The organism is Geomonas propionica, assembly GCF_016458235.1.
Taxonomy (GTDB): domain Bacteria; phylum Desulfobacterota; class Desulfuromonadia; order Geobacterales; family Geobacteraceae; genus Geomonas; species Geomonas propionica.
This window is the reverse complement of record NZ_JAEMHK010000006.1, coordinates 214,955-235,327: the sequence shown is the minus strand read 5'-3', so window position 1 is coordinate 235,327 and position 20,373 is coordinate 214,955. Positions and strand designations below refer to the sequence as shown.

Below are 20,373 nucleotides of genomic sequence, written 5' to 3'. Positions count from 1 at the left end.
GTATGCTAGGTTGCAGGGGCTTAATTTAATGTCCGGAAAAGGCCAATGATCTTATGAATGAAGCCCCTAAAGCAAGCCTCCTGTTCTCCCTCGCGGCGCGCCGCCCCTGGCTGGTGCTGGCCGTGGCGCTGGTTGCCTCCGTACTCTCCATCTGGCTCACCACCCAGCGCATGGAGTTTCTCACCGGCCGCGATGACCTGATGCCGCAGAACACCTCCTTCAACCGCGACTACCGTGCCTTCCGCGCCGAGTTCGGCAGCACCGAGGACATCGTGGTGGTGATCGAGGGGGACGACGCCGAGAAGGTGGGGAACTTCGGCAGCCGACTGCACGACACGCTCGCCAAGGACAAGAGGCACTTCTCCGACGTCTTCTATCCCTTTGCACTTCCCTATTTCCGGGACAACGGACTGTTGTTCATGTCGCTTGAGGACATAAAGGAGCTGCGCCGCAACCTGACCCTGGCGGCGCCCGCGTTGCGGGCCCTCTCCGCCTCACCCTCGGTGCAAACCCTGTTCACCTACATGACGGGGAGCATCGACCGGTACCTGGCCGGCGACGAGAAACAGCTGCCGGGCATTTTGTTCATGCTGGACAAGTTGGGCGCCGGCTTCACCAGCTTCGGGACCGGCAAGGGAAGCGTCCCTTCGATGGAAAGCGTCTTCATGAACCCTGATTCCGCCTTCGCGCGCGCGGGACGCCAGCAGATACTGACCGCGCTCCCGGTGCGGGACATGGCGGGCTTCGTCCCCGCCAAGGCGGCCATAGCCGTGGTCCGCGCCGAGGTCGCCCGTCTGAAGGCCCTGCCCGAGTTCAAGGGGGTGAGCGTGGGCCTGACCGGAACTCCGGTGCTGGAGCATGAGGAGATGACCACCAGCGAGAAGGACATCACCCTTGCGACGGTGATCTCCCTGGTGCTGACCGTGGTCCTGCTTCTTTTCGCCTTCCGGGGGGTACTGAACGTGACTGCGGCCATGGTGTCGCTGCTGGTTGCCATCTCGCTCTCCTTTGGTTTCGCCACCCTCGCCGTCGGGCACCTGAACATACTCTCCATGGTGTTCGCCATCATGCTGATCGGCATCGGCATCGAGTACGGCATCCAGGTGGTGCTGCGCTACCAGGAAGAGCTGCAACTGGGGGCGGGGGAAATGGTCGCCCTGGAAAGAGGGCTAACCAGGAACGTCTGGGCCATCGTCATGGCCGCCGCCACCGTCGCCGCCGCCTTCCTCACCTTCGTCTTCACCGACTTCCGCGGCATCGCCGAACTGGGCATCATCGCCGCCGGCGGGGTGGTCATCTGCGTCCTGGTCACCTTCACCGTGCTCCCCGCCCTGCTGGTGCTGCTCGCCCGGTACCGCAAGGCGCGCAAGCCGGCAGCGGTGGCACGGTTGAGCGAGCACGGGGTAATGGCGCGGCTCCTCTTCGGCCGCCCCAGGCTGGTCATCGGCCTCACCCTGGCGCTATGCGTCGCCTCGCTCTATCCCCTGTCCAGGATCTCGTTCGATTACAACCTGATGAACCTGCAGGCCAAGGGGCTGGAGTCGGTCACCTATGCCTACAAGCTGATGAGGAGCAAGGAGAACAGCGGCTACTTCGCCGTGGTCACCGCCAACAACGCCGCGGATGCGCAGGCGAAGACCGCCCGGCTGGAGCGGCTGCCGAGCGTCGACCACGTGGTGAGCCTCAACACCCTGGTGCCGGACCACCAGCAGGAGAAGCTCGCGGAACTGGCCGCGCTGCAACGGGAGCTTGCCGACGTGAAGCCGGCACCCTACGAGGAAAACCTCTCGCTCATGGAGCTCCCCAAGGTATTCGAGGCATTTAGAAACGCCGCAGTCGCGCTCAAGGAGCGGCTGGAGAAGGAGCGGCGCCCGGAGGCGAAACAGGCTGCGGCCTTCGTGGCCACTCTCGACAAGTTCTTCGCCGGGTTGGAGAAGGAGCGGGACAAAAACGCGGTCGGGATGCTCCAGGATTTCCAGGGTGGGATGTTCAAGGAACTCCCGGCCAAGATCGAACTCCTGAAGCAGAGCCTGGCGGCGAAGCCGGTCAGCGAGGCGGACGTACCCAAGGAGCTTCGTTCCCGGTTCGTCGGCAAGACCGGGAAGCTCATGCTGCAGGTGGCTCCCAAGGGGGAGATCTTCAACCGCGATCCGCTCAAGGCCTTCCTGGACGAGGTGAGGAGCGTGGACCCGCATGCCACCGGGGAACCGGTCATGGTCTACGAGTCGATGACCATCATGCGCGACTCCTACCGACTCGCCTTCATCTACGCCTTCGTCGCCATCGTCGGGATTCTCCTCTTCGCTTTCAGGAGTGTGAAGTTCGCGCTGATCGGGCTGGTGCCGCTTTTGGTGGGGCTTCTCTTCATGGTGAGCGGCATGTGGCTCTTCGGCATCAGCTTCAACTCCGCCAACATCATCGTCATGCCGCTGGTGTTGGGGATCGCGGTCGATTCCGGGATCTACATCATCAACCGGTATCGGCGCGAGGAAGGGAGTGCGGCGGGGGTGATACTGAGCTCCACCGGGGTCGGGGTGTTGCTGAACACCCTTACCATCATGGCGAGTTTCGGGGCGCTCATGGTGGCGCGGCACCAGGGGGTGTTCAGCATCGGCGCCGTGATGTCGCTGGGGATGGTCGCCTGTCAGATCGCGTTCATGGTGACGCTGCCGGCGGTGCTGACGCTGGGGGCAAAAAAGTAAAGACCTGACGCCAATGCCACGAAGCGCAACGCGAGAACTCGCCTCCTCCCCTTTGCGAAGGGGAGACAGAGGGGATTTCGCCTTGGGCTTTATGAGATGTTGCTGGTGCCGCAGGGGCAAATCCCCCCTGTCCCCTCTTTCGCAAAGGGGGGGACTCTGGGGTCATGTGCGGTGGGTAGAGCAACATCCTCCATGTGGCGCGTTTTATGTTTTTAAGAGGAGCAATGTATGGAAACGCTGCGCGGGGCGGTGCCGCTGTCGCATTACTTTCTGAGGGAACGGGTGCAGCCCGGAGACGTTGTGGTCGACGCGACCTGCGGCAACGGCCTCGATACCGCCCTGCTCGCGGAACTGGTCGGGCAGGAGGGGACGGTCTGGGCCTTCGACGTCCAGCCCCGTGCCATCGCGGCGACGCGTGAGCTGCTGCAGCAGGAAGGGCGGCTGGCACAGGTAAGGCTCGTCGAGGCGGGACACGAGCGGCTCGCCGAATTCGTAACGCCTGGGGTGCGGGCGGCCGCCTTCAACCTGGGCTACCTCCCTGGCGGTGACACCACCTTCATCACCGATCCGGCCAATACCATCTCCGCCCTTGGTCAGGCGGCGGAACTGCTGGCACCGGCCGGGATCATCACTATCGCCCTCTACACCGGTCACGCCGGCGGCCCCGAGGAAGCGGCCGCGGTAGAAGGGTGGGCCGCCGCACTGCACCCGGGCCGGTTCAACGTCTGGCGACACCGGCAACTGAACCGCCCCGAAACGGCACCGTACCTGGTGCTGGTGGAAAGGATCCGCTGATGTTGCACGAAGTCCTCCCGTTCCTTTCCGTTACACCTGCTCTCGCCTACGCCGCGATCACCTATTACTGCGGCCGCAGCTTCTTCGCGGCGCCAGCGCCCCTTGCCGAGCACGCGCCAGCGGTCTCCATCCTGAAGCCGGTGCGGGGCGTGGACGGCGACAGCTTCGAGAATTTCTCCTCTTTTTGCCGCCAGGACTACCCCTGCTACCAGATCGTTTTCGCGGTCGCCTCGTGCGATGATCCCGTGATACCCATCATCAGGCAGTTGGTGCGGGCCTACCCGGAGACGGATATCGAGCTGGTGGTCGATCCGGCCATCCACGGGGCGAACTACAAGGTCTGCAACCTGATGCACGCCTACGCCAAGGCGAAGCACCCGCTGCTGGTGGTCTGCGACAGCGACATCAGGGTGGGGGACCAGTACCTGCGCCAGGTCTGCGCCCCCTTTGCCGACGCCGAGGTCGGGCTGGTCACCTCGCTGTACCGCAGCTCGCAGGTGGCGGGCACCGGCTGCGCCGTCGAGGCTCTGGGCTTTTGCTGCGAGATGATACCCAACGTGATGGCCGCGCTGAAACTGGAGGGGCTTTCCTTCGCGCTGGGGGCGTCGATGGCGGTGCGCCGGGAGGCACTGGAGCGGATCGGCGGTTTCGAGGCGCTGGTCGATTACCTGGCCGACGACTACCAGTTGGGCAACATGATCCATCGGGCCGGTTACCGGTTGGAGCTCTCGCCGTACTTCGTGGAGAGCATGATGCGCGGCGACGAGAAGCTCTCCGAACTCCTGTCGCGGCAACTGCGCTGGGGGCGCACCATGCGGGTCTCCCGGCCTGGCGGGTACCTCGCTTCCGGCATCACGCTGCCGTTCCCCGGTGCGGTTCTCGCGCTGCTGCTCGCCGGCTTCACCAGTTCGGGGTGGCTGGCTGCCGCGCTGCTCTACCTGGTGCGGTCCGCCGTTTGCACCGCCTATAGTCAACTGCTGGTCAAGGATCGGCTTCTGCCGTGCTGGCTCTGGCTCCTGCCGCTGCGGGACGCGTTGTCATTTGGCGTGTGGGCGCTGTCGCTCGTAGGCAAGCGCGTGCGCTGGCGCGGTGACCTGTTCCTGCTGGAGAAGGGGGGAAAGATCGTGGCGCTGGAAGATAAAGGCAAAGGGGGGGACGCTGGTTCGAACTGATCCCTTGTAGTGCATCTGCCTTAGGTTTGCCCCCAAAGTCTCCTTCGTGTTCTTCGCGGATACTCAGCGTTCTTTGCGCAACCGCTTTTAAAAGCCGTTACGCAAAGAACCACGAAAAGTAGGCGCAAAGAGCGCCATGAAATCTATCTTCTTTATTTACGGAACAGCCAGAGGATGAGGGAGAGAATCAGCGAGATGATGATGCTGGTGGCGAGGGGAAAGTAGAAGGTGAAGTTTTCCTTCTTCACGTAGATGTCGCCCGGCAGCCGCCCCAGCCATGGGATCTTGCCGGCGAAGGTGAAGAGCGCGCCGATGGCGGCGATGATCAAGCCGAGGATGATGAGTGATTTTCCGAATGAAGGCATGGCTTAGTCTCGAAGGTATGTTCTTACGGGAGGCGAAAGTAAAAGGGGACAGGCACCTGCGGAGCCAGTCCCCTTTTTAGCTGTTGCCGGGCTTGTTATTTCCTGACGTAGCGTTCCTTCTCGCTGTAGATGCAGCCACAGTATTTCTGACGGTACAGACCCATCTCCTTGGAGAGATTGATCCCTTCCTGCCAGCCGGTGCGGAAGTCCTCGTAGTGAAATTCGACGCCGTAGCGCTCGCCCAGCTTGACACCGAACTCGCTGATCATCTGCTGGTTTTGATAGCGGCTGTAGAGCAGGGTGGAGGTGAATTTCTTGAACCCCAACTCCGCCGCGGTGCGCGCGGCCTCCTCCAAACGGGAGCGGTAGCAGTAGGCGCAGCGCCCCTCTGGTTCACCAGCCACGTTGGAGAGAAATTCCTCCAGGAGGTATTCCTCCCGGTAGAGCACCTCCAACTCCACCAGCTTCGCGTAGGTCTTCAAGGCCTCCATGCGCAGCTTGTACTCGGTGAACGGGTGGATGTTGTGGTTGAAGAAGAGCCCCGTGACATCGAGCCCGGCGGATCTTAGTTCCTTCACCGGATAGATGGCACAGGGCGCGCAGCAGATGTGCAGAAGTATCTTCATGCTCTGCCCTTACGGACGTGCCCCGCCGGGGCCGCCCAGCAGCCAGGTGATGGCGTCGGCCTTGACCTGGGCGAAGGCGGCCGAATAGTCGACAGTCGGAAGCCGCGCCGTGATGTAGTACCCGCCCAGGATCGGATTGCTGAGAGATACCTTGCCGGTGCTGCTGTTGACCGCCAGGGTCGCGTTGTTGATGGCAGCTTCGACATCGTTATCGAGCACACCGTTGTTCAGCCAGTCGATGGAGTCGTAGATGAGCCGCTTGGTGTACTGGTGGTTGTGCGCGAAGGCTCCGGGATCGTTCTGCAGGAGGCTCGAGTTGAAGAAGGCCCCCATGGTGTTGGCGCCGCCGCCGGGGAAGGCCGCGTTGTAGTCAGAGTTCTTGTTGGCCAAGGGGCGCACCTTCGAGCGCGAGGGGTTGAGCGGGTTGACCGGCAGTGTCGAATCCGTCTTGAGGACGTTCAGCATGGCGATCGCCGCAGCGTAACCATTCTTCTCGGTCTGCAGGACCGCCGGAGTCAGCTGTACCGGGTCGCCGGTGTGGCAGTGGGCGCACGCCGTGCTGAGGATGGTCGATATCTTGCCTGCGCCGTCCTTCTCCACGGGTTCGAAGCCGTGCGGGGTGGCCGATTCCATGTGGCAGGTCACGCAGGGGCCAGTGTTGCCGGTTCCGCGCGTATTGGCCACGCCGATGCTGCCGTGGAGGAACCTGGTCGGAGTATAGTTCCTGCCGGGGAACTCGTAGCCGCCGGTCTCGAAGATCAGCGTTGCGGCGGCCCGGTCATGGGCTCCCGGCGCGGTTGTGTTGCTGAAGTCCATCCCGGCAGCCTGCGCGTCATAGATCATGGTGCCTACACCGCGGCCGGCATGGCAGGGGATGCAGATGTTCGATTTGCTGAGGTCGGGGTAGACGGTGACCTTGTCGTTGAGCTTTACCGTCGGGGAGCTGTTGGCCGACGAGAAGTTGTAATAGCCACGGTAGGCCGGTACCGCGCGGGTGGCCCAGCTGTAGGCCCGGCCGGCCCCGTTGTCGTGGCAGACGTTGCAGGCGGTGACTTCTTTGGTTTTATCCGGCGAGGGGGCGTCCGCAGGCTGCGCGGCACCAGGTGCGACCTTGACCGGGTAGTTCTGCACCACCTTGTAGCCGGGGCCGGCGAAGGGTCTCACGTCGGAGAAACCGCTGGTCACGAAGTTGATGTAACCGGTGGAGGTGTGGCAACGCACACAGTAGTACTGGAAGGTCAAGTTGACCGGCTCGTAGCTGCCGCGGGTCTTGAACTCGTAGCGGGTTCTCGCGCCGGAGAGGACGTCGCCGTGTCCGGACTCGGCCCACTCGGCGTTGGCCGACATCGCCGTGGTCGGGTCGTGCGGGTTATGACATTTGCGGCAGTTGCCGATGTAGTTGGAACTCAGGTACGAGGCGCGGTAGGTGCTGTTGTTGATGCTCGCGGTCATGTTGCCGAAGTGCTGCGGCGCGAGCCTCACCTGGATGTCGTTGGGGTGCGACAGCCCATGACATTTGTTGCACTTGCGCGAGGCGTCGGGGTTCTGCGTCGCCACGCCACTGCCGCCGCCGTGACATTTGGCACAGGACTCCGGGTGACCGGGGTGGGGCTCGTGACAGTCGGCGCATCCCGCACCGTTGTTGGTGTTGTGCGTGGAGTTCAGCCACTCCTGGACGATCAGGGCGCCGGTTCCCGGCGAGACCGAGCCGGCGTGGCAGCTTGCGTCCATGCACTTTTGGGACTGGGCAAGCTTAGAGACTCCAGTGGCATTGTTGGTGGAACCACCCCCGCACCCCGCCACCAGGAGCGTAGTGAGAATGAGGAAAACAAGGCTTTTTAGCAGCATAGCACGCCCTCCCAAAGATTTAAGACGCTACCTTATAGCATTTTCCAGAGCAAAAAAGTATAGAAAAATGAGTGTTAGCTCACAGCCGGTCAAATTCGCTTTTTGTTAAGTTGACTTCACTTCTGCAATATTGTATTAATCACCAGTCCAATCGCGTCAAGTACGCACGTGGTGAGGGATTGAGCCGCTTTAGTAGTGTTAATGTAATTTAATTTAAGCGCTGGTAGCAGTGTAGGAGACCAATCATGTTTCTGAAAAAGCATACTGTAGCGGTCATGTTCCTTCTCGGTATCTCCTGTGCCCCCCTGCTCGCCCCGGGCACGGCAAACGCCATCCCGGCGTTCAGCCGGCAACACAAGACGGAATGTTCCACCTGTCATACCATCTACCCCGAACTCAACGAGTTCGGCGATGCCTTCCTGAAAAACGGCTACGTCTACCCTCACAAGAAGGAGGGGGCGAAGGCGGCAGCTAAAGACACCGAGCCGGGCAACGAGTGGTCCTTCATCTCGGGTTTGCCCCAGCAGATACCGCTCTCGCTTACCGCGACCGCAGACATCGCCTACGACGAAGATGCCGCTGACGGCAACAAGGTCGACCTTTCCACCAGGTCGATCACCCTGCAGGCCGGCGGTTCGTTCCGCGACATGTTCGGGTTCTTCGCCACCTACAATCTCTACTCCCAGGGGATGCAGCGGGCTTCCTCGCTCACCAATCCTGCCAACAACACCAACGTTCCCCCCAGCAACGACCCCGACCTGGACGAGCTGTTCCTGGTCTGGCGCCAGGCCGTCGGTAGCCCGGTCAACGTGAAGGTGGGGCGCTTCGAGCCGAAGCTTTCGCTGTGGAAGAAGAGCAACCGTATCCTGCCGGTACCGTCCTATGCCTCGACCACCTACCGCGTCGGCGCCTCCCCCTTCAGCAGCGATGCCACCGAGGACGGAGTGGAACTGAACGCCCTGCTGGGTAACCGCGTCTTCGTCGCCGGCGGTGTCGTGGATCGCAACGGCCAGGACCGGGAAGACGGCTACGGGCACATCTCCTTGAAGATCGGCGGCACCGACTTCAAGGGGCAGGAGCCCGAGGTCGACCTGGAGAAGGACAGCCTGTGGGACTACCTGAGTGTGACCCTCGGCGGCTTTGGCTACTGGGGGCAAAACGGCGAGTTCAATGCCAGCGGCGTGGCGCAGAACCTGAACAACTTCAGGAGGATCGGCGCCGAGGCCGACATCCTTTACCAGCGGCTGCACTTAAAGGGGAGCGGCAGCTTCGGTCGTGATTCCAACCCCGAGTTCGGCGTCATGAAAGCTCCCGTCGACAGCAAGGCCTATGCCCTCGAGGCCGAGTACTACATGGGCGCGCCGGTGAACCTCGTCCCGCTGTTCCGCTACGAGTACCTGAATGCCGGCGACGGCGTCATCAAGCGCCTGACCCCGGCCATCACCTATGCTCCGCTGCAGAACGTACGGATGTCCATTGAATACACACACAGCATCGCCCCGGAAGGAACCGGCAACATCGCCTTTGCTTCCATCGCCTTCAGCATGTAGCTGACGGTCCGGACATGCCCAAACGGCGGACGCCGCCGACATAAATTTGGAGGACGTACTATGAAGAAGCTCCTGGTTACCATGCTCCTTGTTGCAGCAACCGCTGCCACCGCCCATGCCGGGCTGAAGGTTGTCGGCAAGGGGGACGCAATGCGTCTCGATCCTTCCTCGTTCCCGCCGAACATGAAAGCCAACTACGAGATCGTCAGGGTCAAGTGCGTGAAATGTCACACCCTGGAGCGCACCATCGTCGCCATCCAGACCGGTGTCGCCCCCATCTCCGGGCAGCCCTTCGACCGTAACGCCACCAAAGCCTACGGCATCAAGATGCTCAGGAAGCCGGACTCCAACATGACCAAGGCCGAAGTGAAGGCCTCCGTGGACCTGATGAACTACCTCCTCGCCGAAGCGGAGAAGTAATTATAATGAAAGACCTGACCTTGCGTACCCGCCTGATCGGGTCCTTCCTGATCATGGCCTTGTTGGTCGCCTTCACCGGCGGCTTTGGCGCCCTCAACATCAAGAGGGTCGGCGGACAGATCCAGAACATCCTCGAGCAGCTCGCCAAGCAGCAAAAGCTGGTGCTCCTCATGGGAGTGACCCAGAAGTACTGCCACGTGAGCCTGATGCAGGCGGCCCTGGTTCCCAACGACCCGGAGAAGCTCCAGGAGTACATCGACGACTATCAGATGAAGCGGGACACCCTGCTTAGTCAGGCCCAGATCATCCTGGAAGGGAACAAGAAGCTGGGAGTGCTCCCGGTGGCCAAGGGGAGCGTGGTCGAGAAGCGCACCCGGCAGTTCCTGGTCAGCTTGGGCGAGTTCGAGAAGGTCGCCGATGAGTTGATCGCCCGCAAGCAGACGCTCATGAAGGGGGTCCCCGCCGGGGCGATGAGCCAGGCGGCCAAGGATGCGCTTGCCGACCAGCGGCTGAACCAGCTTGCCAACGAGGAGATCGCCACCGCCAACGACAAGGCCAAGGAGGATCTGGACGACATCCTGGTCGAGGTCGGCAACCGGATGACCGACGCGAACAAGCAGGTGAGCGACATCCAGCAATCCGCGGGGATCACGTTCGCCGCGGTTATCCTGGTGGCGGTGGCCCTGGCGATTCTGCTCGGGCTCCTCATCACCCGCAACATCGTTTCCCGCCTCTCGGTGATGGCCGAGGCGGTCAACAGCGGCTCCGGGGGTGACCTCACCGCCCAGGTCGCGATGGGCAATCACGACGAAATCGGCAAACTTGGGAGCGACTTCAACGAGATGGTCGGCAAGCTCTCCGGGATGATCGGCAAGGTTTCCCGCTCCTCCAACGAGTTGGCCGGCATCTCCGATACCATGGCCAAGGCCTCGCATTCGGTGGTCGGTTCCGCCAAGACCCAGGCCGAGAGCGTCTCTAAGACCTCCGCCGCCATCGTGCAGATCAACACCTCGGTGAAAGGGGTGGCCCACGGGGTCGACTCCCTCTCCATTTCGGCTTCCGAAAGCTCTTCCTCCATCCTGGAGATGGCTTCCAGTGTCGAAGAGGTGGTGCAAAACATGGAGAACCTGGCCCTCTCCGTGAACGAGGTGAGTTCCTCCATCGTCGAGATGGGGGCCTCCATCAAGCAGGTCGGCAACGGCGTGGTGAGCCTCATGGAAGTTTCCACCGCCACCGCCTCCTCCGTCATGGAGATGGACAGCTCCATCAAGCAAGTGGAAAGAAACGCCAACGAAACTGCCGCCATTTCCAAGGCGGTTCGCATCGACGCCGAGACCGGGCGCGAGGCGGTCGACGCCGTCATCAACGGCATGCAGGAGATCAAGCGCGCCTCCAAGATCACCAGCGAGGTCGTCACCACCCTCTCCGAGCGTGCCGCCGACATCGGCGACATTCTCTCGGTCATCGATGAGGTGGCCGAGCAGACCAACCTTCTGGCCCTGAATGCCGCCATCATCGCGGCGCAGGCCGGCGAGCACGGCAAGGGGTTCGCCGTGGTGGCCGACGAGATCAAGGAACTCTCCGAGCGCACTTCCAGTTCCACCCGGGAGATCTCCCTGGTGATTCGGGGCGTCCAGGAGGAGACCCAGCGCGCCGTCGAAGCCATCGACCAAGCCGAGCGCTCCATCGCCGACGGCGAGCTGTTGTCGCAGAAATCGGGCGAGGCGCTCACCAAGATCGTAGTCGGCGTCGCCGAGGCGACTGCCCAGGTGAGCGAAATCGCGCGCACCACGGTCGAGCAGGCCAAGGGGAGCCAGATGATCCGCGAGGCCATGGAGCAGGTTTCCGAGATGGTGTCCCAGATCGCCAAGGCGACCCGCGAGCAGGGGCAGGGGAGCGAGCTGATCATGGCTGCGGTCGAGAACATGAAGAGCCTGACCTCTCAGGTGCTCTCCTCTACCCGTGAGCAGAACAAGGTGGGCAACCTGATCGCCCAGTCCACCGAGAGCATCACCGAGATGATCCGCCACATAAAGCGCGCCTGCGACGAGCAGACCCGCGGTTCCGAGCAGATCGTCATGTCGGTCGAGGATATTCAGCAGGCCACCGATGCCAACCTCGAAGCGACCCGGGTCATGGATGAGGCGGTTTACAAGCTCTTCCGCCAGACCGAGATGCTGAAGCAGGAGATGGACGCGTTTAAGATTTAGAGCGCGCCGAGAATTTTTTTGCAGCACCGACTAAATCCCCCTCTCCCCGAGGGGGACTTTTTTTGTTATAAGGGGAGACCGGCCGCGGCGCGGGGCCGGAGTCGAGCCATGGTAGAGCACTCTCTTCTCCGCTCGATTCCTGCTTCCCCCCTTCGCAAAGGGGGGTAACGGCTACAAACCTTTGAACGTGTCAAGGAGTGACCATGAGCAGGATTGCCGATAGATTCGCAGCATTGAAGTCACGCGGGGAAAAGGCGCTGGTGACCTTCGTCACCGCAGGCGACCCCGACCTCGCCGCCACCGAGCAGGTCGTGCTGGCGCTGGAGCAGGCGGGTGCCGACCTGATCGAGCTGGGGGTTCCCTTCTCCGACCCCATGGCCGACGGGCCGACCATCCAGCTCTCCTCTGATCGCGCACTGGCCGCAGGTACCACGCTCCCCGGGATACTGGAACTGGTGACCCGGCTCAGGACCCGGACCCAGGTGCCCATCGTCCTCATGGGATATTTCAACCCGATCTTCGCCTACGGCGCCGAGCGTTTCGCCTGCGACGCCGCCCAGGCCGGCGTGGACGCCCTCCTGGTGGTCGATCTTCCCCCCGAGGAGGCGCCCGAACTCAAGGAGCACACCGACCGCTGCGGTCTGGACCTGATCTTCCTGCTGACCCCCACCTCCGACGCCTCCCGGGTCGATTCCGTAGCGCGCCAGGGCTCAGGCTTCATCTACTACGTCTCCGTCACCGGGGTCACGGGTGCGAGGACCGCCGTCGCCGATACGCTGGCCGATCGCGTCACCGAGGTGCGCAACGCGCTGAGCCTCCCCCTCGTGGTGGGCTTCGGCATCTCCACCCCCGAGCAAGCGGGCCAAGTGGCCCGGGTCGCCGACGGCGTGGTGGTGGGAAGCGCCCTGGTGAAGTATTTCGAGAAGTACCAAGGTGAGGAACTGCTGCGGGAGGTCTCCTCCTTCGTCTCCGCTTTAAAACAAGGGGTGCGGCAGGGGGCTTAGAAATAATCGTCCGTGTTTTCAGAAAGTTAGCGGCGGCGCCGCACCGTTTTGTTTGACATAGCATGAGCGATCTGCTAAGAATCAGCGCTGATTTACGTCTTAATAAAACAACTTGGGGCATTTCCCCAAAAGAGGGCACATATGGCTTGGTTCAAAAGGGATAATCCGCCGATGGCGAAGGCTGGGGAGCACAAGGTAAAGGTCCCGGAAGGGCTCTGGACGAAGTGCGTCAGCTGCAACGAGACCATCTATACGAAGGACATCGAAAACAACCTGAACGTCTGCCCGAAGTGCGGCCATCATTACCGCGTCTCCACCAAGAAGCGTATCGAGCTGCTCATCGACGAGGGGACCTTCACTGAGTTCGACGCGGGCATCGTATCGGTCGACTTTCTCGAGTTCAAGGACAGCAAGAGCTACCAGGATCGCATCGACCAGGCACTGGCCAAGGGGGGCAGCAAGGATGCCATCGTCTGCGGTTCCGGCAAGATCGAGGGGACCCCGGTGCAGCTCTGCGTCTTCGACTTCTCCTTCATGGGCGGCTCCATGGGGAGCGTGGTCGGCGAGAAGATCACCCGCGGCATCGAGCGCGCCCTGGCAGAGGGCACCCCGTGCATCATCGTCTCCGCCTCCGGCGGTGCCAGGATGCAGGAGAGCATCCTGTCGCTCATGCAGATGGCGAAGACCTCAGCGGCGCTCGCTAAGCTGCGCGAAGCCGGTCTCCCCTTTGTCTCCATCCTGACCGACCCGACCACCGGCGGCGTCACGGCGAGCTTCGCGATGCTGGGCGACATCAACATGGCCGAGCCCAAGGCGCTGATCGGCTTCGCCGGTCCCCGCGTCATCGAGCAGACCATCCGCCAGAAGCTCCCCCAGGGCTTCCAGCGTTCCGAGTACCTGCTCGACCACGGCATGGTTGACGTCATCGTGGAGCGCGCCAAGATGAAATCGCAGCTCTCCAGCATACTGAAGATGCTGTACAGAAACTAAAACAGGTCGAGGTTGAGGTTGAGTAGACCACGACCGTAGCAAGGAAAGGTTAAGGCAGAGGAGGTTACACCCTTCACAGTCTTAACCTTTCTTTTTACCTGCTCCTCAACCTTAACCTTAACCTTAACCTGAGGTCACCATGGTCTCCCTTTCCCAACTGGTCCTGTTCGCCTTCACCTCCACCGTGCTTATCTTCACCCCCGGCCCCGACATCATTTACGTGATGACGCGGGGCGTGGCGCAGGGGAGGAAGGCGGGCCTCGCGGCGGCGGCGGGCTTCGCACTGGGGAATTTTGCCCACACCTTCTTCGCCATCGTCGGCCTCTCCGCCCTGGTCACCTCCTCCGCCACCGCGTTTGCCTGCGTGAAGTACGCCGGAGCGGCGTATCTCATGTACATCGGCTTCAAGATGCTGCGCAGCAAGGCTTCCCTGGTTCAGCATGGGGCGGCAGGGGAACTGTCGTGCTGGGTCATCTTCCGGCAGAGCATCCTGGCCAACATCATGAACCCTAAGGTGGCCCTCTTTTTCCTCGCCTTCTTCCCGCAGTTCGTGGACCGGGCCCGCGGCGGAGTCCCGATGCAGATGCTGATCCTCGGTAGCACCTTCGTCGTGCTCACCATGCTCGGCTTCGGCGTGGTTGCGCTCCTCTCCGGGGAGATCGGACGCTGGCTGAACCGCAGTGCGGGCGCCGGGAACCGGATCGGGCAGGGGGCCGGGTGCATCCTGATCGCCCTGGGACTGCGTCTGGCCTGGCCGGAGCGGTAGCCGGAGTCACCGGGATTAATATGGACTTTTTCACCTTCTTTACCTATAATCCCCGCCTGTCATGACCTACGCCGATACACTTGCGCACATCTATGCCCTTGGTCGCTTCGGCATCAAGCCCGGGCTGGAGAGGATCACGCGCCTTCTTGCCAAGTTGGGGAACCCGCAGAACGCCTTCAAGGCGGTCCATATCGTCGGCACCAACGGCAAGGGGTCGACGGCCTCCTTCCTCTGCTCCATCCTCAAATCTGGCGGCTACCGGACCGGGCTGTTCACCTCGCCGCACCTGATCTCCTTCACCGAGCGCATCCAGGTCGACGGCGCCGAAATAGGGGAGGCGGACGTGGTGCGGTTCGCAGAGATGGTGATGGCCGCCGCGCCTGCGGAAACCACCTTCTTCGAGATCGTCACCGCTCTCGCCATCCTCCATTTCGCGGAAGCGGGCGTGGAGATCGCCGTTTTCGAGGCGGGGATGGGGGGGAGGCTCGATGCAACCAACATTCTGCCGGGGGTACTCTGCGCCATCGCGCCGATTTCACTGGAACACACCGATTATCTTGGTAAAACTATCGAGGATATCGCCGCGGAAAAGGCCGGCATCTGTAAGCCCGGCGCCCCCATAATTTCGGCACGACAGGAGCGGGACGCCCAGTTCATCATCGAACACCAGGCGGCCCAGCTCGACGCACCGCTTTATCGCCAGGGAGAGTCTTTCGACGCCTTCTGGCTGGACGGCCTGCTCAACTACCGCGGCGTCGGCGTCACGCTGGACGGCCTTTCCTGCGGTCTTTACGGTCGCTACCAAAGCGGCAACGCGGCGCTTGCCCTGGCTTCTGCGGAGCTGATGCGGGCGGTCGGTTTCCCGGTGACTCCCCAGGCGATGATCGCCGGCCTGGCGAATGCGCGCTGGCCTGGTAGGATGGAACTTTTTCCCGGTCCGCCGCGCCTATTGCTCGACGGGGCCCACAATCCGGCAGGGGCCACCGCGCTCGCCGAGGCGCTTGCCGACGTCCCGCGCGGCCGGCTATTTCTGGTGGCCGGGGTGATGGCGGACAAGGAGCTTTCCGGGATACTGGCGCCGCTGCTGCCGTTGGTGGACCGGGTCTTCGCCGTTGCTCCCGCCCTGGAGCGCGCCCTTCCCGCTGGAGAATTGGCCACCTACTGCTTCGGCGCTGGCGTGGAGGCGATGGAGGCGGGGAGTGTGGCGCAGGGGATCGAACTGGCCCGGAACCTGGCCCAGGACGACGACCTGATCCTGGTCTGCGGGTCCCTGTTCACCGTGGGCGAGGCACGCAGCCACCTGAAGTCCCGGAACTTCGAGCCGTTCAGAGGGTGAACAACCACCAAGAACGTTCTACGTTCTATGTTCTACGTTCTGCGTTGAACGACAGAACCTTTACCCTCAATTGTTGCTGGTGCTGGAAATTACTCCCTTGTGGAGTCGGAGAGCTTTTAACCTAGAACCTAGAACGTAGAACACGTTTCAATGTTTCTGTTGGAGTCCGATGAAACCTGCAAGAGCCTTGTGGCTCCTCACATACCTGCTGCTGACAACGACTGTTGCCCATGGCAAGGACAACGCAATGTCTTTCAGCAAGGCGCCCCCTGCCCCGAAGGCGGCCCCTGCTGAGAAAGCGGCCACATCCGACAAGGCGGTGTTGCCTGACAAGGAGGTGACCCTGAAGGCGGATTCCCTCTACGTGGACACGCCGACCGAGAGCTACCATGCCCAGGGGCACGTGCAGATCATGCAGGGAGGGGCTTCCCTGCTCGCCGACAGCGCCGTCTACCGGCGCCTGACCAGTGACGCCCTCGCCGAGGGCAACGTGCTGCTTGAGCGCGGTGGCGATACCATGAAGGGTGACCAGCTCTTCCTGAACCTGCTCACCCAGAAAGGGGAGCTCCTGAACGGAGAGCTCTTCATAAAGAAATCGAATTTCCGGCTGCGGGCCCCGCGGCTTTTGAAAACGGGCGAGGATGACTACCAAGTCGAACGCGGCGTCTTCACCACCTGCGACGGCGAGCACCCGAGTTGGCGCTTCGAGGCGAAGAAGGTGGACGTCACCCTGGACGAGTACGCCACCGCCAGAAACGCGGTCTTCTACGTGGACAACGTCCCGATCTTTTACACCCCATACCTGGTCTTCCCCGCCAACACCGAGCGGCAGTCAGGTCTCATGATCCCGAAACTCGGCTTCTCGTCCAAGAAGGGCTTTTACGTGGATCAGCCCTATTACTGGGCCATCGACCCAAGCCAAGAGGCTACCTTAGACCTCGACATCGAAAGCTCGCGCGGCGTCGGCACCGGCGTCGATTACCGGTACCTGCGCCCCAACGACAGCCAGGGGCGCCTGCGCGCCTTCGGTATCTACGACACCAACGAGTCCAAGTTCCGCGGCGAGTTGCAGCAAAAGCATCTGGAACTGCTGACGCCTGAATTGACGCTCGCCTCCACCGTGCACCTGGTCTCGGACCGCAAGTACTACCTCGACTACGGCGAGTTCTCCGGCGAATACAATCGCCAGCTGCTGGAGTCGTCGGTCTCCTTCGACCGGCGCTGGGAGCGCTACGGCCTTTTCGGTGCGCTACGCTACGACCAGGACCTCGAGGCGCCCAACAACCGCGCCACGCTGCAGCGCCTCCCCACCTTCGGCTTTATCGCCGCCGGAGAAAAGCTGGGGCCGGTGTTCTTCTCCATGGATTCCAGCCTGACCAACTTCGAGCACGCGGTGGGGCCGACCGGGCAGCGCCTCGTCCTGCACCCCCGTGTCAGCTACTACGCGAAGCCCGCGGGTATCCTGGACTTCTCCCTCTTCGGCGCGTTCCAGCAGCGCATGTACAACGCGCACGGCGACACCGCAGAGACCGGCTGGCGCCAGATCGGCCAGGCCGACGGCGGCGGCGCACTGTCGCTGCCCTTGGAGCGGATCTACGACAACGGCACCCTGCGGCACCTGCTGGTCCCCGCGCTGCAATACAACTACGTGCAGCGGCGCAGTGACGAAGACCTCCCCTTCTACGACTACGGCGACCGGGTGCTCGGGCAGAGCATCGCCTACTGGTCCGTCGCCAATACCTTCACCCGCAAGTACGTGCGGGAAGGGATGCCGGACGAGTACCGGGACCTCCTCTACCTGAAGCTTTCCCAGGGGTACCAGTTTACCGGGCAGCGCCGCGACCTGCTTACCCTGGTGGACGAGGGGAATCGCCTCACCGACCTGATGCTGGAGAGCGTGGTTACCCCGCTGAAGGACCTGTCCCTGCTCGTCGACGGCCGCTACAACACGAACGACAACGTGGTGTCCACCGCAAACCTCGGGCTGCAGGTCAAGGGAGAGGGGCGCAACCAGGCCAGCATCACCTATCGGTACAGCCGCGAGGAACTCGACTACCTCGGGGCCGGGGTCACCTTCCCGCTCACCAGCCAGCTCACGGCGGATCTATTGGGGCGCTACTCCTTCGACAAGGGGGGCTTTCTCGAATCGCGCTACGCCCTGGAGTACCGGCAGCAGTGCTGGAGCGTGATTCTCGCCTATTCGGACCGGGTCAGCAGCCACCAGGTAAGCGGCGAGAAACAGTTCACCATCAACTTCTCGCTGGCCGGACTGGGATCGCTGGGGCCGATCCAGACCTTCTAAGTCGGGTTGACGGCAGCGCTCCCAGGCTAAGAAGTTGACACTTTTGCTTTTCCCGGTGTATCTACAATAGTCGGCTGAAAAAGGGCGCCGCTTCGCAGAGGTCCCGACACAGAGCCGGCCGGAGGCGTTATGCAGGATGTTTTCACACCCACATCGTTGCTGGTTACCGGTGGGGCGGGGTTCATCGGTTCCAATTTCATCAACCACTTCATGGCCGGCAACCCGCAGTGCCGGGTGATCAACCTGGACATCTTGACCTATGCCGGCAACCTGAAGAACCTCACCGCGGTCGAAGGGAGCGCCAACTACCGCTTCGTGAAGGGTGACATCTGCGACGGCGAGCTGGTGGCGCGTCTGCTGGCCGAGGAGAAGGTCGATGCCGTGGCGCACTTCGCCGCCGAGTCGCACGTCGACCGTTCCATCACCGGCCCCGACATTTTCGTGAGAACCAACGTGCTGGGGACCCAGACCCTTCTGGAGGCGAGCCGACAGCACGCCGAGAAGCTCCCCGACTTCCGCTTCCTGCAAGTCTCCACCGACGAGGTGTACGGTAGCCTCGGCGCCGAGGGGTACTTCACCGAGGAGACGCCGCTGGCGCCAAACTCCCCTTACTCCGCGAGCAAGGCCGGGGCCGATCTCCTGGTGCGCGCCTACTTCGAGACCTTCGGTCTGCCTACCTTGAACACCCGCTGCTCCAACAACTACGGGCCCTATCACTTCCCGGAGAAGCTGATCCCGCTCATGATCCACAATATCCTCAAGAAGCGTTCCTTGCCGGTGTACGGCGACGGCCTCAACGTGCGCGACTGGCTGCACGTGAAGGACCATTCTGCCGCCATCGAGCGCGTGCTCAAGCAGGGCAAGCCCGGCGATATCTTCAACGTGGGCGGCAACAACGAATGGAAGAACATCGACATCGTGAAGCTGGTGTGCGACCTGATGGACGAGCGCCTGGGCCGGGCCCCGGGAGAGAGCCGCGAGCTGATCACCTTCGTCAAGGACCGCAAGGGGCACGACCGGCGTTATGCCATCGATGCCTCCAAGTTGAAGCGCGAGCTCTCCTGGGAGCCGAGCTACACCTTTGAGCGTGGCATCGCCGAGACCATCGACTGGTACCTGGCCAACCAGGGGTGGGTCGAAGAGGTCGTCAGCGGCGCCTACCGCGAATACTACGAGCTGCAGTACGGAGCGACGGCATAAAAAAACGAGTTCTACGTTCTATGTTCTACGTTCTAGGTTAGAATCTCCTCTTGGTTTGCCGGCTGCGGTCGTCGGTCGCGGCAGGGCAAACAGGTTTGGGGTTAACGTAGAACATAGAACGTAGAACGTAGAACGTAGAACCGGTTCTATGGGGTTTGAGATGATTCTGGTAGTCGGCAGCAAAGGGATGTTGGGGCAGGAGTTGATGGCGCTGTACGGGAACGCGGCGCGCGGGGTCGACGTGGACGATATCGACATCACGGACCTCGAATCGGTGCAGCGGGTGCTCCTCACCCTGAAGCCGTCCGTCGTGATCAATGCCGCCGCCTACACCGACGTGGATGGCTGCCAGTCCAACGCGGAACTGGCCATGCAGGTGAACAGCGAAGGGGTCGCCTTCCTGGCCATGATCACCAAGGAGGTCGGCGCCAAGCTGGTCCAGGTGAGCACGGACTACATCTTCGACGGCCAGAAGGGCTCTCCCTACGTCGAGGACGACCTCGCGGGCCCGCTCAGCGTCTACGGGGAGTCCAAGCTGGGGGGCGAGATGAACACCTGGTTCAACCCCGACCACCTGGTTGTGCGCACCCAGTGGCTCTACGGCCACGGTGGCAAGAACTTCGTGGAGACCATGCTCAAATTGGGCGCGGAGAAGAAGGAACTGACCGTGGTGGACGACCAGATCGGCTCCCCCACCTGGACCCGCGACCTCGCCCTCGCCATCAAGGCGCTGCTGGACAAGGGATGCCAGGGGACCTACCACGCAGCCAACTCGGGGTACGTCTCCTGGAACGGCTTCGCGAAGGAGATCTTCCGCCTGGCCGGACTCGACGTCGCCGTCCTGCCGATGACCACCGAGCAACTGAACCGTCCGGCGCCGCGGCCGCTCTATTCCACCCTGGACTGCGGCAAGTTGCAGCAGGACACCGGCTTCGTACCGCAGCCCTGGCAGGAGGCGCTCAAGCGCTACCTGGAGTTGAGACCCGTCAAATAGCGCCTGGGGACTGGCTCCGCAGGTGCCGGTCCCCTTTCCCACGAACCTTGGGCGAAAGTTTATTCGCCCCCACAGACGTTAGGGCATCACAAC

Annotated in this window: 16 protein-coding genes; 13 read left to right on the top strand and 3 right to left on the bottom strand. The window is 62.3% G+C overall.

Annotation, left to right across the window (positions count from 1 at the left end; translation table 11 throughout):
- Positions 1 to 53 precede the first annotated feature (53 nt).
- The 3 genes from JFN90_RS10235 to hpnI all read left to right on the top strand — a co-directional run bounded on the left by JFN90_RS10235 (position 54) and on the right by hpnI (position 4,669).
- Positions 54 to 2,702 (top strand): MMPL family transporter, encoded by a 2,649-nt coding sequence (locus tag JFN90_RS10235; protein ID WP_199395022.1) that lies wholly within the window; start codon positions 54 to 56, stop codon positions 2,700 to 2,702.
- A gap of 228 nt (positions 2,703 to 2,930) precedes the next feature.
- Positions 2,931 to 3,497, top strand: a complete 567-nt coding sequence (locus JFN90_RS10230; protein ID WP_199395021.1) for a tRNA (mnm(5)s(2)U34)-methyltransferase — start codon at positions 2,931 to 2,933, stop codon at positions 3,495 to 3,497.
- A complete protein-coding gene (gene hpnI / locus JFN90_RS10225) occupies positions 3,497 to 4,669 on the top strand; it encodes a bacteriohopanetetrol glucosamine biosynthesis glycosyltransferase HpnI (protein ID WP_199395020.1) in 1,173 nt (390 codons plus the stop codon). The genes JFN90_RS10230 and hpnI overlap by 1 nt, the downstream gene beginning before the upstream one ends.
- 152 nt (positions 4,670 to 4,821) lie before the next feature.
- Here hpnI and JFN90_RS10220 read toward each other — a convergent pair whose 3' ends face one another.
- The 3 genes from JFN90_RS10220 to JFN90_RS10210 form a co-directional block, all read right to left on the bottom strand.
- A complete protein-coding gene (locus tag JFN90_RS10220; protein ID WP_199395019.1) occupies positions 4,822 to 5,034 on the bottom strand; it encodes a DUF2905 domain-containing protein in 213 nt (70 codons plus the stop codon).
- Positions 5,035 to 5,129: 95 nt separating this feature from the next.
- Positions 5,130 to 5,660, bottom strand: a complete 531-nt coding sequence (locus JFN90_RS10215) for an epoxyqueuosine reductase QueH (protein WP_199395018.1) — start codon at positions 5,658 to 5,660, stop codon at positions 5,130 to 5,132.
- 9 nt (positions 5,661 to 5,669) lie between these two features.
- A complete protein-coding gene (locus JFN90_RS10210; protein WP_199395017.1) occupies positions 5,670 to 7,508 on the bottom strand; it encodes a cytochrome C in 1,839 nt (612 codons plus the stop codon).
- Between the two features lie 245 nt (positions 7,509 to 7,753).
- On the opposite strand from JFN90_RS10210, the gene JFN90_RS10205 reads away from it, so the two are divergent.
- The 10 genes from JFN90_RS10205 to rfbD all read left to right on the top strand — a co-directional run bounded on the left by JFN90_RS10205 (position 7,754) and on the right by rfbD (position 20,280).
- Positions 7,754 to 9,058: a cytochrome C gene (locus JFN90_RS10205; protein ID WP_199395016.1), complete on the top strand. Its 1,305-nt coding sequence runs from the start codon at positions 7,754 to 7,756 to the stop codon at positions 9,056 to 9,058.
- A gap of 60 nt (positions 9,059 to 9,118) precedes the next feature.
- Complete coding sequence (locus JFN90_RS10200) at positions 9,119 to 9,478, top strand: cytochrome C (RefSeq protein WP_199395015.1); 360 nt, start codon at positions 9,119 to 9,121, stop codon at positions 9,476 to 9,478.
- A 5-nt stretch (positions 9,479 to 9,483) separates the two neighbouring features.
- Positions 9,484 to 11,688: a methyl-accepting chemotaxis protein gene (locus JFN90_RS10195; RefSeq protein WP_199395014.1), complete on the top strand. Its 2,205-nt coding sequence runs from the start codon at positions 9,484 to 9,486 to the stop codon at positions 11,686 to 11,688.
- A gap of 203 nt (positions 11,689 to 11,891) precedes the next feature.
- Positions 11,892 to 12,692: a tryptophan synthase subunit alpha gene (gene trpA / locus JFN90_RS10190; RefSeq protein WP_199395013.1), complete on the top strand. Its 801-nt coding sequence runs from the start codon at positions 11,892 to 11,894 to the stop codon at positions 12,690 to 12,692.
- Positions 12,693 to 12,833: 141 nt separating this feature from the next.
- Positions 12,834 to 13,682 (top strand): acetyl-CoA carboxylase, carboxyltransferase subunit beta, encoded by an 849-nt coding sequence (gene accD, locus JFN90_RS10185; protein WP_199395012.1) that lies wholly within the window; start codon positions 12,834 to 12,836, stop codon positions 13,680 to 13,682.
- Between the two features lie 139 nt (positions 13,683 to 13,821).
- Entirely contained in the window at positions 13,822 to 14,448 is a 627-nt protein-coding gene (locus JFN90_RS10180; RefSeq protein WP_199395011.1) for a LysE family translocator, read from the top strand.
- A gap of 61 nt (positions 14,449 to 14,509) precedes the next feature.
- Positions 14,510 to 15,784, top strand: coding sequence for a bifunctional folylpolyglutamate synthase/dihydrofolate synthase (locus JFN90_RS10175; protein ID WP_199395010.1), 1,275 nt, complete (start codon positions 14,510 to 14,512; stop codon positions 15,782 to 15,784).
- A 247-nt stretch (positions 15,785 to 16,031) separates the two neighbouring features.
- On the top strand, positions 16,032 to 18,086 hold the full coding sequence (locus JFN90_RS10170; protein WP_236018933.1) for an LPS-assembly protein LptD: 2,055 nt from the start codon (positions 16,032 to 16,034) through the stop codon (positions 18,084 to 18,086).
- A gap of 129 nt (positions 18,087 to 18,215) precedes the next feature.
- Positions 18,216 to 19,286, top strand: a complete 1,071-nt coding sequence (rfbB, locus tag JFN90_RS10165; RefSeq protein ID WP_199395008.1) for a dTDP-glucose 4,6-dehydratase — start codon at positions 18,216 to 18,218, stop codon at positions 19,284 to 19,286.
- Between the two features lie 160 nt (positions 19,287 to 19,446).
- Positions 19,447 to 20,280 (top strand): dTDP-4-dehydrorhamnose reductase, encoded by an 834-nt coding sequence (rfbD, locus tag JFN90_RS10160; protein WP_199395007.1) that lies wholly within the window; start codon positions 19,447 to 19,449, stop codon positions 20,278 to 20,280.
- Positions 20,281 to 20,373 lie beyond the last annotated feature (93 nt).

Excerpts from the sequence above, each read along its gene's own strand:
- JFN90_RS10235 (WP_199395022.1), top strand. The coding sequence starts at position 54 with ATGAATGAAGCCCCTAAAGCAAGCCTCCTGTTCTCCCTCGCGGCGCGC.
- JFN90_RS10230 (WP_199395021.1), top strand. The coding sequence starts at position 2,931 with ATGGAAACGCTGCGCGGGGCGGTGCCGCTGTCGCATTACTTTCTGAGG.
- hpnI (WP_199395020.1), top strand. The coding sequence starts at position 3,497 with ATGTTGCACGAAGTCCTCCCGTTCCTTTCCGTTACACCTGCTCTCGCC.
- JFN90_RS10220 (WP_199395019.1), bottom strand. The coding sequence starts at position 5,034 with ATGCCTTCATTCGGAAAATCACTCATCATCCTCGGCTTGATCATCGCC.
- JFN90_RS10215 (WP_199395018.1), bottom strand. The coding sequence starts at position 5,660 with ATGAAGATACTTCTGCACATCTGCTGCGCGCCCTGTGCCATCTATCCG.
- JFN90_RS10210 (WP_199395017.1), bottom strand. The coding sequence starts at position 7,508 with ATGCTGCTAAAAAGCCTTGTTTTCCTCATTCTCACTACGCTCCTGGTG.
- JFN90_RS10205 (WP_199395016.1), top strand. The coding sequence starts at position 7,754 with ATGTTTCTGAAAAAGCATACTGTAGCGGTCATGTTCCTTCTCGGTATC.
- JFN90_RS10200 (WP_199395015.1), top strand. The coding sequence starts at position 9,119 with ATGAAGAAGCTCCTGGTTACCATGCTCCTTGTTGCAGCAACCGCTGCC.
- JFN90_RS10195 (WP_199395014.1), top strand. The coding sequence starts at position 9,484 with ATGAAAGACCTGACCTTGCGTACCCGCCTGATCGGGTCCTTCCTGATC.
- trpA (WP_199395013.1), top strand. The coding sequence starts at position 11,892 with ATGAGCAGGATTGCCGATAGATTCGCAGCATTGAAGTCACGCGGGGAA.
- accD (WP_199395012.1), top strand. The coding sequence starts at position 12,834 with ATGGCTTGGTTCAAAAGGGATAATCCGCCGATGGCGAAGGCTGGGGAG.
- JFN90_RS10180 (WP_199395011.1), top strand. The coding sequence starts at position 13,822 with ATGGTCTCCCTTTCCCAACTGGTCCTGTTCGCCTTCACCTCCACCGTG.
- JFN90_RS10175 (WP_199395010.1), top strand. The coding sequence starts at position 14,510 with ATGACCTACGCCGATACACTTGCGCACATCTATGCCCTTGGTCGCTTC.
- JFN90_RS10170 (WP_236018933.1), top strand. The coding sequence starts at position 16,032 with ATGTCTTTCAGCAAGGCGCCCCCTGCCCCGAAGGCGGCCCCTGCTGAG.
- rfbB (WP_199395008.1), top strand. The coding sequence starts at position 18,216 with ATGCAGGATGTTTTCACACCCACATCGTTGCTGGTTACCGGTGGGGCG.
- rfbD (WP_199395007.1), top strand. The coding sequence starts at position 19,447 with ATGATTCTGGTAGTCGGCAGCAAAGGGATGTTGGGGCAGGAGTTGATG.